We start from the raw sequence: 15,138 nt of genomic DNA, 5'->3' as shown, positions 1-15,138 counted from the left end.
CCGATTCGTCTCGAGCAACAAGACGCGCTTAATGGGCGAGTCTAGTGCTGTTTGAAAGATCCGCTATTCAGTTGCATCCGGCGGCCCACCGCTATCTGGAATTGGTCAAGTAAGGCGCGGGAATTGTTGGCTTATTGCGCATTTGTTGAAGAAGCCGGCTGGCCGACCAAAATTCCTTCCACGTCACCGTCGACGCCCACGAGCAGCCCCCGCCCCGGGGGCAGCGCCTGGGCACGGACGAACCTATTGATCTTGTTCTCCGGGTCGTTGTCCATGAACAGCTGGCCGACTTTCGCCGCCGTCTGGAACCTCATCCACGGATCCATCGTCAGCGGCGCCCAGTTGGCGCTGTTGCGGGTGGTGAAGACGTGCAGCCCGATCTGCCGCGCGCGTTCCATCAGCTTCCAAAGCGCCGCCCCCACCGGGGGCTTGGGCGGATAGCCCTGATCGGGGCGCAGGTCCTGTACGTCGTCGATGAGCACGAAGTGCCGGCATCCCTCCCACGGCTTGAGCTCGCGCAGCTCCTCCTGGCTCAAGCCTTTGGGCGGTAGCCGGGGCAGCAGGATCTGCTGGGCCAGTTCGGTGATGACCTCGTCGATCTGGTCCTGGTCGTAGGCGTACGCGCGCACGTAGCCCGGCGCGTGCAGATCGCGCAGGCCGTGTGGGGCGGTTTTGGGGTCGATCAGCGTCAGCTGGGCCTCTTCGGGGCTGAAGCGGTTCATCACCGCCTGGCCGATGGCCACCAGCGCCGTCGTCTTTCCGCAGCCCTGCCTGCCCAGAATCGTCAGCCCCGGGCTGTCCCGCAGCCTCAGCGGGACGGGACCGAGCCCATGCCGTTCCCCGATTGCGAAGGAGATGGACAGGTCGTCATCGCCCAGATCCGCGGCCGCCCGCTCGAGGATCGACTCGAGCGCGACGCGCTGCGGCAGTCGCTGCAGGCTGGCGTGCTTGGTCACCCCGGCGACCTCGGCGACGCGCGCGCCGACGTCGGCGATGCCCACCAGGGCACCGGTCGCGGGATGGGACAGCGCCGGGACGCCGACCAGGAGCTCGTGCAAGCTGTCCGTCAACCCGAAACCCGGGCGGTGCAACGTGCGCCGCGCCGCTTCCCTCGACTCGATCGACGAATGACCCATCTGGCTCTCGCTGGGGTCCGCCAACCGCAGCTGAATCCGCGACGTCGCGTTCTGCAGCAGGCTCTGGCGCTGACCGTGAATCCAGCCGCCGGCGCTGCAGATCACGTGCACGCCGTACTCGGGGCCGCGGCTGCTCAAGGAGATGATCCGGTCGCCCAGCAAATTGTCCTTCGAGTACAGGTCGTCGTAGTCGTCGACGACAACGAAGACGTCGCCGAACGGGTCGTTGGCGTCGGTGCCGCCAAGGCCGTCGCTGCCCATCCCGAACCGCCGCTCGCGGAAGCCGTCGAGGTCGATCCGCAGCCGCCGGAAGGAATCCTCGCGCGCGTCGATCAGGGCATCCATGGTGCTGAGGATCCGTTCGGCGCCTTCCCGATCCTTCGGCGACACGATATCGGTGACGTGCGGCAAGGAGGCCACCTGCGCCAGGGTCGCCCCGCCGATGCAGAAGAACGTGACCCGTGCCGGGCTGTACATCGTTGCGGCCGAACACATCAGCGTCATCAGCGTCGTCGTCTTGCCGCGCTGTTTGGCGCCCACGACGATGATGTTGCTGCGCAGCGCGTCGACTGCGTGCACGATCTGCCGGGACTCCTCGGGGATGTCAATGATGCCGATCGGGAACGTCAGGCCGGAGTTACGCCCGTAGTCGACATGCCAGGGCTTGCCCCGGTACCGCGCGACCAGGACGTCGACCGGTTCCGGGGTTTCCAGCGGCTCCAGCCACGGCCTGCGCGGCGAGCGATGTGGCACTTCGTGCAGCGACTCGCGCAGCACGTCGACGATCTTCTTTCGCTTGAAACCGTCCTCGTGATAGAGGAATTCGTCGGGCTCGGCGTCCGCGGCGGCGGCCGACTCCAGGGCCACGGCGTCGGCCGCGTCGAGGGGCTGGTATTGCCAGTTGTACAGCCGCGGCTTGGTCAGCGTCATGTCGACGGTCGTGGCCACTTCCTTCGTCTTCGGCACCACGAACGGGGCCGAGAGGTAGAAGCAGCGGAACGGTTCCAGGTCGCGCGGGCCGACCTTCAGCAGCGCGAAACCGTTCTCCTTCGACGGCAGGTGGTAGGCCGCGTCGGAACCGATCACTTCACGGCTGTCGTCGCCGGACTCCGCGCGCAGCGCGATGCGAAACGCAATGTTGGACTTGACCTTCTGCAGCGACGACAAGTCGAGTCGCTGGCCGCCCAGCATGAAGAAGACGTTGGCGCCACGCCCCTCCTGACCGATGTGAATGATCAGGTTGATCCACTTCTCGTGGTTGGCGAACAGTTCGAGGTATTCGTCGACGATGACCAGCAGCACCGGCACCGGCGGCAAGTCACGTCCGGCGAGCCTAATCTCCTCGTAGTCATTGGCGTCGCGGGCGCCCACCGACGTGAAAAGCTCGTAACGCTGCTTGATCTCGCCGTCGATCACCCGGCGCATGCGTTCGGCCAGGTGCCGCTCGTCCTTGCCGAGGTTCGACAACGCCGCCACGACGTGCGGGATGCCGAGGATGTCCTGGGCCGCCGACTCGAACTTCATGTCGACGAAGATGACGTTGAACGCTTCGGGCGAGTGGGTCAGGGCGATGCCGTAGACAAGCGACAGGAAGAATTCCGACTTGCCCGAGCCGCTCGTGCCGATCACGACCGAGTGAAAACCGAAGCCGCCGAAGTCTTTGGCTCGGATGATGACATTCTGCAGGTCGCCGTTCGGCTTGGCCCCCACCGGGATCTCGCACCATCGCTCGTCGCCGCGGCCACGGCGTTCGGCCCACAGCCGGTCGACGTCCAGCTCACGCGGGTCACCGATGCCGAGGGCCCGAAGCAGTTCGGCCGCCCCGCTGGTCGAATCGGATATCTCGCTGCGGCTGGTCGGGGACCACCGTGCCATGGCCCGCGCATACCGGTACGCCCGATGTACGGACAGTTGGTCGGCGTGAGCGAAGAACTTGCCCCGCACCCGCAGTAGCGGCGCGGGGCGGTCATCCTCGCCGTCGCCGTCCGCGCCGACGGTTCGGGCGCCGGTTTTGCCGTTACTGGAGACGGCTGGGGCGGCGTGGCGTTCGGACATCTCGAACACCTGGTCCGCGCCGAAGCCGACGCCGGTGCCCACCCTCGAGGCGACGCGAAGCACCGTGATCCCGGCCTTGCCGACCTGGCCGACGACGCTCTCCCAGGCGTCCGGGCTGCCCGTGTTGTCGTCGACGATCACCAAGTGGGGGCCCAGATCAACAGTGTCGGCGCCGTGACCCGTCTCCAGCGCCGAACCCATCGCCGTCGGGCTGGCCGCCGCCACCGGCGTCCAGGCGCCGCGCTTTCCCTTCATGTGCAGCTCGGCGCCCAGCGCTTCTTCCAGCTCCTCGGGCGTCGCGAAAATCAGTCGGCGCCAGCCGCATGCATCGAACAGCTCGTCATGCAGGTTATGCGGCAGCCACACCATCCACGACCACGCCTCGGGATTGCGCGTGACGACCATCAGCTTCACGTCCCGGGGGTTGTGGAACACCGCCAGCGAACACAGCACCGAACGCATTAGCGATCGCAGCCGGTCCAGGTCCTCGCCCACGAAGCTGAACCCCGGGGCCGACCGCAGGTTCACCACCTTGGCGATGTCGCGAATCTTGCGCTGCTCCAGGATGAAATCGCGCAGGGCTTGCCCGGTGACGGGCTCGAGTTCTTCGTCCGAGGCGATGTCGGGCCATGTCACCGACAACACCGAATCCGGGGCGTGCTGCACGCCGGTCCCCACCCGAACTTCCAGGAAGTCGACATCGCCGCGCCCCCGCTCCCACATGCGCGGGCCGCCGATGATGGCGCCCAGGCCGCGCGGGTCGGAGTGCACCGAATGCTGCCAATCACGCTGCGCGCAAACGGCGTTCTGGATCTCGTCGCGATTCACGTCGAGGTCGCGGAGGTAACGCCGACGGCCCCGCTCCATCTCGCCCCAGGTGATCTTGCGCGCCCGACCGAACCGCCCCGAGAACGCCAGCATGCTGAACGCACCGATGCCCATGAGCGGAAAGAATCCGGTGGTCAGGCTGCGCACGCCCGAGACGTAGAGCATGACGACGGTGCCGATGAGCGCCACGATGAGCGCGGGCACACCGATCATCACCCAGATGTTGCGGGGCTCGCGTTCCGGCAGGGCTATCGGCGCACTCGGCGCCACCCGGACCGGTTTCGGCGGTTCGAGTTTCACGCGGTTGATGGGGAAGGCCCTCTTCGACATTCACTAACCTCCAGCCTTCGCCGACGTCGTCACCACGGCCACCGGACCGAGCGTCGGCACCGTGTCCCGGGCCACGAGGGCCGCCTGCTGCGACAGGGCCGGTCCCGCGGCAAAGGTCCGCAACAGCGGCCAGGGCGCCTGCACCGCCGACGCCGCGTCCAGCCCGAGCGCACGCATGGTCGAGTCGTCGGGGGCGATCCCGAAGCGCACCCCGTTATCGGAGACCCAGAACAGGGATTCGCGCGAATCGGCGGTGACCACGCCGCTGGTGGAAGCGACGAAGTTTGCCGCCCCCGGCAGCACCAGAACTTGGTTGGCGACCACCGATGCGGGGTCGCGGTCGTCGCGCACCAGGCGCACGATCCGATTGTCCATGGCCGGCGACACGGGCAGGCCCCGTCCGTTGTAGACGACGACACGGGCCTGCGGGTCCGTCGACCACTTCTCCCAGCCGACGCAGGTCGTCGGATTCGCGGCGGTGTCAATGAAAGTCAATCGACCCGTGGGGTAGTAGTCCAGCGCGAGGGGCGTGACATCCGGGATGTTGACCAGCACGTCGGGCGTCACCGCGCGGGGCGCGGTGGACCCGTAGGAGTTGGCGCTGCGCAACAGGTCGGCGACGAACGTCGTGATCTTCTGCACGCCTTCGGGGAGCAGGACGTAAAACTGGCTGCTCCCGCCCGCGGTTTGCGATTGCAACACGGCGCCGACCTGCGAGCCCGGGACCCATTTCGCCGGTGCCCCGGCCTCGGGCACCTGCGGCACCCGCAGCGGTTCGGTCGCGGGTAGGCCGTCGAACAGGGCGCGCGAAATCTCCACCGGGGACGTCACTCCCGGGTCGAGGCCCAGGCTCAAGGTGATCGCCCGGTTGGCCGGGTCGATCTGCGAGCGCTTCCCGCCCCAAATCACGTACGTGTTCCCCTCGAACTTCACCAACAGCCCCGCGTCGCCACGCAACGGCTCCGCGCGGCCGCCGCCGCTGAGCCCGCCGGCGATCGAGGTCACCACCGGTTTCTCGCCGCTACGCGGCCGTCCCGCCGTGTCACACACCGCCCACGCCGAGGGAGCACCCCGGTTGACCGGCATCGCCGCCGGTGCGCCGGGAATCCCCATCAGCGGCCCGGTCGGATACTTCGCGATCTCCGCGGGCTTGACCCACGTCGGGGTTCCCGCGGTCCCGGTCGCCAGCCGGGCCGACGTCAGATTCAGGGCTGGGTAGAGACGGCCGTCGATGCGCGCATAGAGCGCCCCGGAATCACGGTCGCCAATGATCGCCGAATCCCCCACAATGCCGGTCGGTTTCAGGACGTTGAGCAGCAGCATCCAGCCGCCGGCAATGGCCACCAACACCATCGAGAGGATGAGGGCGGCGGTCTGCTTGCGATCGTCGTGTTTCATGCGGACCGAGAATCGCGTTGTCGCAGCGCGTAGCCGCCGGTTGTAGAACAGGTGGCCCGAATTCTGGTCGCGGTTGGACAAACTCAGTGGCATTGGTCAGTACCCCCTGGGACCGCGGTGGGGATCGGCCTGTTGAATCCGTGCTGCCAGGTTCGACGCGTCGGCGGCGACGCCGTAGTGGCCCCGCGCGTAGTTGATGAACGCGCACGCCTGGGCCACCAGGTCGTAAATGTTGGGCGAGGTCCCGGGCTGGTGGTAGGCCGCGAACGTTGGCGCAATGAATTGCCATGCACCCTTGCTGGGAGTGCCGCGTGCCGCGTTCGAGTCCCAGCCGTTGACGGCGTCGGCGTTGTAATTCGATTCGCGGCGCGCTACCAGGTCCATCCCCCGCTCCCAGCGTGCTCGCGCCTCCGGGTCGTGAATTCCTTTGAGGTCGAGGGCTTTGCGAATCGCTGAGACAATCGCGGCGCGGCCGGATCTCGCCGGGCGCCGGCCGTGATAGTGCAGGCGGCGCAGGCGGGTGGCCAGGATCCTGGCACGGGATTGTGACCGGACGATGTGGGCATGCTGAGCGCGCAGGCGACTCGCCATGCGCGCCATCGCCTCACGGTGTCCGATCGGAGTATCGAGGGCCGACGAGGCGTCGGCCCTGGCGGACTCGTAGACGGCCCGGGTCGCCGCGCGTGCGTGCTCGCGGTTGTACCGCGCCGCGGCAACCACCTGCGCCAGCGCCAGATCGTTGTCGGCGAGCAGATGCAGCTGTTGCACGGCGCCGCCGGCCGCCGGCACGGAGTTCAGTCTCCCCAGGCGCTCGGCACGGTCGCGAACCTTCACCGGCGTATCGCCGATTCGGTCGTCGGTTACGCCGCCGGCGAACAAGTTGTGGCCCCGCGACAAAGCCGCGAGCGCCTGCGTTGTCAGCGGGTCAGCCAACTAATCTTCCTCGCAAAATTGATCCACGTGTCCTCACTGGACACTTGAGTCACTGCTTCCACACTTTCGGGCGCGAATCGCAGTCTCACTTACAACTTCCCACCTTTAGGCGCCCCCCGGGCCGGATTTACGGTCAGAGATTAGTGGCGCCGCGGCAGGCTCTGCCAGTCACCGGTACCGAGCGCGCTGAATTGACCGGTCATTCGGACTGTCGTTGGATCGGGTTCATGAGGCGATCGTTGCCACGCGCGGCCGCGTTCCTGGCAGTACCCGTCGGCGCCTACCAGCTCTGGTTCGCCAGCCGGCATTGGCAGATCGCGTCGATCTACTCGACGGGGATCGGGTTCCTGGTCCAAGGGCATTCGCACTATCCGATGACCTTCCACAACTTCTATCTGTGGCTCTACGGTGAGGCGGCGTTGTCGATTCTCGGGGGTCTGGCGTTGATCGTGGGCGCGGTGCTCATCGTCCGTCGCTCGGCCGCGGGGGCGTGGTGGATCGTCGGTGGGTGTGCGGTGGTCGTCGCCCACACGGCCGTGGGGTGGGTCGTCGCCTCCAAGATGGTTCGCTGGTTCGCCTACGTAGGCGCCGACGACTACGGGTTGCTGTGGTTCAACTCGCCGAATAGGCTTGTCGTCGTTGGTGTTTCATTCGCCCTGCCCGCCACCGCCGCGGCGTTGGCGCTCACTTCGGGTGCGCGTCCCCGTGAGAGGATCGCGAAACCGTCATAACGGGCTACTCGTTCGCCTCGTCGTCGTTCGGCATGATCACGATCCGCCTGGTGGGCCTGTTGGTGACCACCGCCGGCTTCCCCTCACCCGACTTCGCGGAGAGCGGGGCGCTGGGCGGAATCGTCATCCGCCCCTTGACCGGCTGGCCGTTGGGCACGCCCGGTGCGGTGACCCGCTTCTCGGCCGGCTTGTCCTTGGTGCCACCGTCGCCGTGGCCGCCCACCGCGCCCGGCGGCATCATGGGCATGCCCGCCATGCCCGACTGACCCGACATCGGCAGGGTGCCGCCGGTGGGCATCATCATCGCCGGTTTCGCCGGCGCCCCCGCGGGAGTCGTGGGCGGCGACGATGACGGCACGGGTGGCGGACCCATGTATCCGGCCGGGGTGGTGCCGCCGCCCAGTCCCCCACCGCCGCCGAGGCCGGCGCCGCCGCCGCCAACGCCACCGCCGGGCTCGCCGCCCAGGCTGTCCGCCAGCCGCGTCCCTTCCGCGGCTTCCAACGCCCCGGCGCCGTGGGCGCCTTGCAGCGCGCTCATCAGCGGCTGCATCGCCCCCTGACCTACCTGCATTGCCTGCTGCGGGAGTTGCGTCAGCGGCCCCAGGATTCCGCCGATCGCGCCGCCGAGCGCGCCCGTGATGCTGGAGACGACTTGCTGAATCATCTGCGTGGAGCCCTGCGCGCCTACGCCCTGGAATTGCTGCGCGGCGTCGGCCTCGTTGGCCGGGAATTTCGCTGCGGCGTCGGCGGCGTGGGCGCGACGGTCGAGGTCACCCTGCGTGCTGCCCGCGATATCGCCGGGGACGCCGAGTCCGGCGGCCGCGTATAGCGCCCCGAGAGGCGGACCGGTCGGGGAGGTATCCGGTGTGGGCGCGCCTCCGACACCGATGAATGGGGGCGGCGGCCTATCCGCCAGGCCCCCGTAGGTCCCGGAATTCGACAAGATGTAGCTCACGACTTCACCTCCCCGTCACGCTCAAATGGGCGTATCGTCGCTCAGCGATCCGTGGAACACCATCTTGGCACAGCGGCCCGAAATCGGTATTCACGCCGTTATCGGAGGCATCACCCTATGACGTCCTTGGTGCGGCGTGGCGGCTGAGCGCGCCAAACCACTGAAGGTGGTAATGCGCCAAGTATTCGTGTTCGTCGATCAGGGCTTCGATCGCCGCTAACAGCATCCAATCCCCGACGGCCGCCAGGTCATGCTGAGGATAGGCGTTCAACACCGAGCGCTGTACGTCTGCGATGCGCTCTCGCAACAGCCTGACCTCGTTTTCCAGCACCCCCGTCTTTCGGACCGCCGGGGCGGCAAGCGCCTGTGCGATTCGCGGCAGACCGTCGCGGCGGCGCACAGCCTCGACCAACGTGGGCCCCAGTTCGTCGACTTCGGGTCCGGCCGAGCGCGCTGTTCGATCACCGGTCAGCGGGGGCGTTTCGGTGTCGGGCTCGGCGATATAGGCATTGGGCTGATGCGCCGCGGCCACCGTGACCGCGCCCAGCAGGTCGACAACGCTGGCATCCCGACGCCGCGCCGCGGGTTGGAGCAGTGTCACGTGGGCAGGCAAGCGCACATGCGGCGGAATCCAGCCTCCGGCGAGGTCGGTGACCAGGAGGCTGGCGCTGCCGTCGTCCCTGAGCCCGGCGGCCCATGACAGCCGCGGCTCCTGACGGGCTACCGCGTCGACCAAGCGCTGCAACCGTTGCTGTTCCGCTGTCCTGGCAGATGCAGCTCCGGCGGCCGCGCCGGTGGTCGCCGAAACGGCCGACGCCCCAACCATTCCCGACGAACCAGTCCCGGCCTGGCCTGCCGCGGCCGCGGACGCCGTCCGTTCCACCGGCGAGACGAGCGGCCCCCCTGCGGACGGGGACGACGCCGGAGCGACCGGTGCCCCAGACACCGGTGCCGCGGGAATTGACGGCATCGCCGGTGTGGCCACGGCTGGTGGACGGAGATCCGAGCCGTAGGCGGGGAGTGGTCCTGTAGGGAAGGCCGGGCCGCCGGCAGTCGGTGCAGGCGGAGCCCATGACCCGCCGGTCATCACTGGTGCCACGGGGACGCTGTTACTGCCGGTGGGTGCGCTGTAGGCCGTCACGGACGTTTCAACCTGAGCGTGCGGCGGGGCGAACGCGTCGCCACCGGACAGCACCGGCGCTGGCAGGACGGGCGTCGCGGCCATCGGCGGGGCAACCGGCGGTGCTCCCTGCCCCACTGCATTGACGGCGCTCTGTGTTAGTGCTTGCGCGGGGCCAGCCATTGGCTGACCTGCCGACATGCCAGTCATAACCGACTGGCCCAGTGGCCCGGGCGAGATCCCTTGACCGATGGCCGGTGCTGACATCGGGCCGCCGGGCATCGCCGGCATGCCAGGTGCGATTGGGCCGCCAGAACCGGGTACGGGAACTCCGCTGTGGGGCAATGGGTCGGAGAGTCCGCTGGGTACTGACGTCCCGCTCCTAGGTCCTCCGGTCAAGCCGACAACCGATTGCTTCGGTTGTCGGATGTCCGGAACCTGGGAATGGTTGCCTGGCCCACCCGCAGTACCGGTCACCCCTGGTGCCGATGGCAGTGCCTCGCTACGGACATTCCCAGGCTCACCGCCTGGATTAGAAGGGCCGCCGGCACCGCCAACTACCGACCGGATGTCATTTTGGCCAATGGGGCGGGTTATCGGCTTAGTGTCGACAGCGAAACCATGCTCACGCGCCCACGTTCGTGCATCGACGCCCAGGCCTTCCGCGTCAAGGATTTTCTGTGTTGCCGCCATAATCTTGTCTACAGCAATCAGACTTGCCGTCGTGGCATCTGCGTTACAGCGCATTTGCACCGCTTGCACCTCGGCGACTTTCTCGACAATCGGCTTGTTCGAATCAGCAATCTGGTCGATATCTATATTGCCTTTGTCGGCTATCTCGGTTAACTTACTGCGCAAATAATCAACCGCGTCTGCACTCGAATCGAACGCCGAAGATTTCGAGTCGTACTTTTCGGCCAGATCCAAGTGAAGCCTTTCTCCCTGCCGATAGCGAGCAATTAGGTCGTCAGCAGTGCGGCCGTGATTGTTCGCCGCTACCGTATTCCGCTGGCGACGTAAGTCTTGAGCATAGTCTTCCTGCTGTAAGCAAAGGTTTCGCCAGTGCGCAGCGCTGCTTCGAAGAGGCGTCGAAGGCGCGGGCCACCATGGACCTACCAACGCAGCCGAAAACGACCCCGGGGGCAGGTCAGCTGCCACCCTGACAAACCTTTCTCATCGCACCGTCCTTGGCATTCGCGTCATCGAGCGCTGCGCGGTACTCAGTGCCGGTCGAAATTCCGTAGCTGCCCTTCGCTGTAAGGATTCCGTAAGCGTCGGCGAGTGCAAGCGCGGCGGCTCGATGTTCTCCATCTAGAGCAGGCTCTGCTGCAGCCAAGCTGAGCATGAGTGCACCATTGGTCGTAGCAATGCGGGCGAGCGCCTGATCAGATCCCGCCGTATCGACTTGCGCAGCGCGCGCCACCAGGGCGTATGTATCGCATAGTCGCCGTTGAGCGGTGGCGACTTCTGCCGGTGCACTAACGTGGTTCGCGGGACCAGAAACCCCTCGCAGTGCGAAATCGATGACCAGCGCGCCGGTAGCGATGAGAGCGGCGACTGCGGCGAGAGCTAACGCCGAGACGGCGATAGCTCGGTCTGAGCCCGAACGGGCCGCCGGAGCGGTTGAATCTGTCGCGCCCTGCCCATCGGTGTGCGGATGCATGGCTAGCCCCTTGCTTGCTAGGGGTGGAAAGCGTGTCGACGGCTTGTCTTGTCCCAGTGACTCAGCTCATTTCGATCCGCTCGATATCCACGTAAGTTCATGATGATGCGAGCAACATGTCAGCAATTGTTAGCATTTTCGATTCAGCTCTAATCTAATCTACAGGCCTTCTTTCCCTTACCCGAGCTCACTGTTGCTGATTCATTATTCGCAGAATTGTTTCATTGCAGTATCCTTAGCCACAATGGCGTCGAGCGAGGAGCGATACTCCGCTTCGGTTGCAACACTACCCAACGCGGTCGTGTTGCGGTAGGCAGAGGCCAGCGCACGAGCCGCATCGCGATATTTCCCGTCGAGCGCAGGATTAGACGCTGAGTTATCAATCATGGCTGCAGCATTAGTCAGTGCAATGCGGGCGAGTGCTCGGTCGCTTCCGTTCGTTTCGACTTGCACCTCCTTCGCCGCTAGCTTGTAGGTGGCGCATAAATTCTGCTGCGCGTCTGCTGCTTGTTCGGGGGTGAAAGTTGGCCGATTCGCGTTGGCCGGCGGCCCAGAAGCTGTCGGTCGAGTAAGGGACGTCACCAAGGCGACGACCGCAACAGACGTGCCGATTACAGCCAATACTAAGGCGGCGACTGCGGTGCTTCGCCCGGTTCGCATTCTCGGGAACGTCCCGATAGGGCCTGCAGGCGGTGCTTGCCCCACAGGCCGTATCGTGGGCCCCTGCCCCAAGCTCGGTGGTAAGTCCCCCGTCATGTGCTCTCCTCTAGGTCGGCCAAGCCCGCTCATTCGATCTCCGAACGTAATGGCCCCTCGGTAATAGTGGACAGATCAAGGGGTGTGAGCAAGCCACGCGCTCGAGGCAGACTCTTGGAAAGTCGACGGCCTGCATCAGGCTCTCCGTAGTCGCCCTGCCCATTCGGGTGGTGGCAGGCCACTAATCGACACGGCTCAGCGGTAGAGGTCGATACGCGTTGGCGAGACGACTGACCGGATTCAGTCGGTGCCGCTGCATTCGCAAGGGCTGCCCCGCCCGTCCCCACAGGGTGAATTGACGCCCTTGCCTCCGCCGGTACCGTGATCACCAAGTCAGGGAGGGCGCGATGTTTGTCGACACCAGCATGCTGCGCACAGGCGGCAACGACTCTCGCCGCGCCGGTGACTACGCGCAACAAGGAGCCGACGAGCTCTCGCGAGGACCGGTGTCCTCGGGCATGTTCGGTGAATTCGCGGCGGCCCAGGAGTTCCACGCGGCTGTCAGCGCGGCCCATACCCGGCACGTCGCCAACCTGAAAGCCCACCAGCAGACGCTCACCGACGTCGGCGGCAAGGCGCATCAGGTCGCTGCCGGCTTCACCGAGATGGACAACAACAACGCCACCGAGATGCGGATGGTGCGGGATGGGTCCGCGACCCGGCTATCCACAGGTCCGTCGGCCCCCTAACCGGATCAGAGCACGCTGAATTGACCATCAGCTCAGCGCTCCCAGTACCGTCGCCTCCAATTCAGGAGGTCTGCGGTGATCATCGCCCCAACGTCCCACTACGGCGACGCGACTAGTCACACGAGGAAGCGCACCAAACCCGGAACAGCAGCGGCGCAATGGAACTCCGGCACATCAGCGCCGCGCTGCTGATCGCGGAAGCTGGCGGTGACCCGTGGTTCGTCAATGCCGGCCTGCAGACCGGGCGGCCCGGGGAGATCGCCGGCCTCGCCCAAGCTTTCTACGCCGGCGGGCGCTGCACCCAGGACGCCAGCACAGCCTTCGACCAAGCCCGGCGCCGGTTCGAAGCGGCGTGGAACGGCGCACCGGGTGATCACCCGATCAACGACTCGGACGAAGTACACCGAGTGACAACGGAACTCGGGAGGCAATCGGACCAGCTACCCAAGATCGGCGTCGAGCTGGAGAACATCGCTGCCGCGCTGGCAATCGCGCAATGCGACGGAGCAACATCGATCAACACACTGGAAGCGCAGCTGCAGGATATCGATCGGCAACTGGGCCGGGCCCTCAGCATGGAAGACGATCGCACCCTCACCGAGGCCGACCAGCCCGCGCTCGACGCACTCATCTCCGCGCTCGAACGCGACGCCATAGAACACGCGCAATCCGCACTGCGTGTGCTGCACAAGATCCGAGCCGAATACGAAGGGTCCCTGAACCATTCGCTGACCACTCTGCGCACTGAGGGCTACGACCCGACGGCCATCCGAGACTCCGAAGGGTCGTTCAGCGGAAACGCTGTCGACCTTCCATCGCCGGAGACCGGCCCCGAAGGTGTCAACCGGTGGTGGAAATCCCTCGACCAAGAACAACAAGACCAAGTGGTCGGCGACCACCCGCGAGAGCTCGGCAACCTCAACGGCATCCCGGTGCAGACCCGCGACCGGGCCAACACCGCCGCGATGAACGCCGACCTTCACCGCGTCGAGGACACCGCGACGAAACGCGACGTCACCGTTGATGACATCGCCGCGAACCCCACCGAATATGGTCTCACACCAATAGAACTCACCCGCTACACCAACGCCCGGCGCGCCCGAGACGGCCTCGCCAGGGCCACCGACAACCAGGACAGTCGGCCGGACGTCCTTCTGTTGAAGTATCAACCCGACGCTTTCGGCGGGAAGGGCGCCGCCGCCATCGCCCTGGGCGACCCCGACACCGCGGCCAACACCGCCGTCCTCGTGCCGGGTCTGGGTTCCAACGTGCGCGACGGGACGCTGACCGACCCCGCCGGCCGGCGCGTCTACGCGGAATCGGCACGCGCCGAATGGAATAAGAAGACGGCGGTCATCTCGTGGGTCGGTTACGACGCCCCCGACGCCTGGTACGACCCAGGCCTCTGGCACCCGAACATGGCGCGTGCCGGCGCGCAGCGGTTGGCCGCCGACGTCAACGGCCTGCGCGCCACACATATCGGAGCGCCCGCGCACATGACCGTCGTCGGGCATTCCTACGGGTCCACCACTGTCGCCGACGCGGCGGCGGCTTACGGGATGCGCGCCGACGACGTGGCCCTCGTCGGCTCACCCGGCACCGACCTTGCGCGCTCGGTGTCCGACTTCCATCTAGCCACCGGTGGGCACGTGTATGTCGGCACCGCCTCGGCGGATCCGGTCACCCGGTCCCCCGCCCGCGTGACCGGTCCCGGTTTGCTCGGGCCGTTCCTTGGCGGGCTCGGAGGTGACCCCGCCACCGACGGCTACGGTTCCACCCGCTTCAAGGCCGAAATCCCGCTCGGTTCAGTCAATCCCATCGATGACCATCTGCATTACTTCGACGAGGGTTCCGAGGCCCTGTTCAGCATCGCCGACATCGCCTCCGGCCATGGCGACGCCCTCCAGCACGACGGCATGACCGCGCGCCATCGCGGCGAGTACGGCATGGGCGACTGGGTGGACCCGGAAGCCTTCCGCCGCGCCACCACCGGGCACCGCCACAGTGGCCCGCAGGACTAATGAACCGGTTACAGCGCGCTCGCCCCGTCGGCCAGCCCGTCACCGTCGGCGTCGGTCAACTTCACGTTCCAGTGCCCGTCCCCGTCGGTGTCGACGTACCCGGTCACGCCGTCCGCACCGGCACACAGCACCCGGTCGGCCACCCCGTCGCCGTCGCTGTCCACAAGCCGATCATCGGGATGGCCCTGCCCGTCGAAGTCGACCAGTGGACCGCCGGTGTGCTCGACGCCGTCGAGTCCGAACCACCGCAGCTGCCCGCCCCGGTCGACGGCCACCCCCCAGGTGCCCGTCCCGTCGTCGGTGAAGGACGCCTCCGGGGTCCCGTCGTTGTCGAGGTCGAGCAAGACGTGGTCGACGACCCCGTCGCCGTCGAGGTCGGCCATCGCGTCGTCACGCAGGCCATCGCCGTCGAAATCCAACGCGACCGCGTCGAAACGCCCGTCCCCGTCCAAGTCCAGATCGGGCCGTCCGTGCCAGATCGCCGCGCCGCCGTCACCCGCAAGGCAGTAGTCCATGACCGATC

At 66.6% G+C, this 15,138-nt stretch carries 12 protein-coding genes; 4 read left to right on the top strand and 8 right to left on the bottom strand.

Annotated features, from left to right (window positions below; translation table 11 throughout):
- Nucleotides 1-131 precede the first annotated feature (131 nt).
- Genes eccCa through SKC42_RS22095 form a run of 3 tightly spaced genes read right to left on the bottom strand, consistent with a single transcriptional unit; the run spans nucleotide 132 to nucleotide 6,680 of the window.
- Nucleotides 132-4,349 carry a type VII secretion protein EccCa gene (gene eccCa / locus SKC42_RS22105; protein WP_330966394.1) on the bottom strand — a complete coding sequence of 1,406 codons (4,218 nt, stop codon included), beginning with the start codon at nucleotides 4,347-4,349 and terminating at the stop codon, nucleotides 132-134.
- 3 nt (nucleotides 4,350-4,352) lie between these two features.
- Nucleotides 4,353-5,840 (bottom strand): type VII secretion protein EccB, encoded by a 1,488-nt coding sequence (gene eccB, locus SKC42_RS22100; protein ID WP_330966393.1) that lies wholly within the window; start codon nucleotides 5,838-5,840, stop codon nucleotides 4,353-4,355.
- 3 nt (nucleotides 5,841-5,843) lie between these two features.
- On the bottom strand, nucleotides 5,844-6,680 hold the full coding sequence (locus tag SKC42_RS22095; RefSeq protein WP_330966392.1) for a transglycosylase SLT domain-containing protein: 837 nt from the start codon (nucleotides 6,678-6,680) through the stop codon (nucleotides 5,844-5,846).
- 227 nt (nucleotides 6,681-6,907) lie between these two features.
- On the opposite strand from SKC42_RS22095, the gene SKC42_RS22090 reads away from it, so the two are divergent.
- Complete coding sequence (locus SKC42_RS22090) at nucleotides 6,908-7,411, top strand: hypothetical protein (RefSeq protein WP_330966391.1); 504 nt, start codon at nucleotides 6,908-6,910, stop codon at nucleotides 7,409-7,411.
- Nucleotides 7,412-7,415: 4 nt separating this feature from the next.
- On the opposite strand, the gene SKC42_RS22085 is transcribed toward SKC42_RS22090, so the two are convergent.
- Together SKC42_RS22085 and SKC42_RS22080 are read right to left on the bottom strand one after the other, a co-directional pair.
- Entirely contained in the window at nucleotides 7,416-8,366 is a 951-nt protein-coding gene (locus SKC42_RS22085; RefSeq protein WP_442932222.1) for a hypothetical protein, read from the bottom strand.
- Between the two features lie 115 nt (nucleotides 8,367-8,481).
- On the bottom strand, nucleotides 8,482-9,102 hold the full coding sequence (locus tag SKC42_RS22080; protein WP_330966390.1) for a DUF5631 domain-containing protein: 621 nt from the start codon (nucleotides 9,100-9,102) through the stop codon (nucleotides 8,482-8,484).
- Between the two features lie 960 nt (nucleotides 9,103-10,062).
- Between SKC42_RS22080 and SKC42_RS22075 the strand changes: the two genes are divergently transcribed.
- Nucleotides 10,063-10,332 carry a hypothetical protein gene (locus SKC42_RS22075; RefSeq protein WP_330966389.1) on the top strand — a complete coding sequence of 90 codons (270 nt, stop codon included), beginning with the start codon at nucleotides 10,063-10,065 and terminating at the stop codon, nucleotides 10,330-10,332.
- Nucleotides 10,333-10,633: 301 nt separating this feature from the next.
- Here the strand turns inward: SKC42_RS22075 and SKC42_RS22070 are convergent, their stop codons facing one another.
- Nucleotides 10,634-11,149 carry a hypothetical protein gene (locus SKC42_RS22070; RefSeq protein WP_330966388.1) on the bottom strand — a complete coding sequence of 172 codons (516 nt, stop codon included), beginning with the start codon at nucleotides 11,147-11,149 and terminating at the stop codon, nucleotides 10,634-10,636.
- A gap of 204 nt (nucleotides 11,150-11,353) precedes the next feature.
- Nucleotides 11,354-11,731, bottom strand: a complete 378-nt coding sequence (locus SKC42_RS22065; protein WP_330966387.1) for a hypothetical protein — start codon at nucleotides 11,729-11,731, stop codon at nucleotides 11,354-11,356.
- A gap of 521 nt (nucleotides 11,732-12,252) precedes the next feature.
- Here SKC42_RS22065 and SKC42_RS22060 point away from each other — a divergent pair.
- Nucleotides 12,253-12,594 carry a DUF2563 family protein gene (locus tag SKC42_RS22060; protein WP_330966386.1) on the top strand — a complete coding sequence of 114 codons (342 nt, stop codon included), beginning with the start codon at nucleotides 12,253-12,255 and terminating at the stop codon, nucleotides 12,592-12,594.
- 158 nt (nucleotides 12,595-12,752) lie between these two features.
- The gene (locus SKC42_RS22055) at nucleotides 12,753-14,615 is read left to right on the top strand and encodes a putative alpha/beta hydrolase (RefSeq protein WP_330966385.1); all 1,863 of its coding nucleotides are present in this window, start codon (nucleotides 12,753-12,755) and stop codon (nucleotides 14,613-14,615) included.
- 8 nt (nucleotides 14,616-14,623) lie between these two features.
- Here SKC42_RS22055 and SKC42_RS22050 read toward each other — a convergent pair whose 3' ends face one another.
- Complete coding sequence (locus SKC42_RS22050; RefSeq protein ID WP_330966384.1) at nucleotides 14,624-15,130, bottom strand: pullulanase; 507 nt, start codon at nucleotides 15,128-15,130, stop codon at nucleotides 14,624-14,626.
- Nucleotides 15,131-15,138: the final 8 nt, after the last annotated feature.

This window comes from Mycobacterium sp. 050134, from assembly GCF_036409085.1.
GTDB lineage: Bacteria > Actinomycetota > Actinomycetes > Mycobacteriales > Mycobacteriaceae > Mycobacterium.
The sequence above is the reverse complement of the archived record's forward strand: the minus strand, read 5'-3'. Positions and strand labels throughout refer to the sequence as shown.

Coding starts and splice junctions, on each gene's coding strand:
- eccCa (WP_330966394.1), bottom strand. CDS start 4,349: ATGTCGAAGAGGGCCTTCCCCATCAACCGCGTGAAACTCGAACCGCCG.
- eccB (WP_330966393.1), bottom strand. CDS start 5,840: ATGCCACTGAGTTTGTCCAACCGCGACCAGAATTCGGGCCACCTGTTC.
- SKC42_RS22090 (WP_330966391.1), top strand. CDS start 6,908: ATGAGGCGATCGTTGCCACGCGCGGCCGCGTTCCTGGCAGTACCCGTC.
- SKC42_RS22070 (WP_330966388.1), bottom strand. CDS start 11,149: ATGCATCCGCACACCGATGGGCAGGGCGCGACAGATTCAACCGCTCCG.
- SKC42_RS22060 (WP_330966386.1), top strand. CDS start 12,253: ATGTTTGTCGACACCAGCATGCTGCGCACAGGCGGCAACGACTCTCGC.
- SKC42_RS22055 (WP_330966385.1), top strand. CDS start 12,753: ATGGAACTCCGGCACATCAGCGCCGCGCTGCTGATCGCGGAAGCTGGC.
- SKC42_RS22050 (WP_330966384.1), bottom strand. CDS start 15,130: ATGGACTACTGCCTTGCGGGTGACGGCGGCGCGGCGATCTGGCACGGA.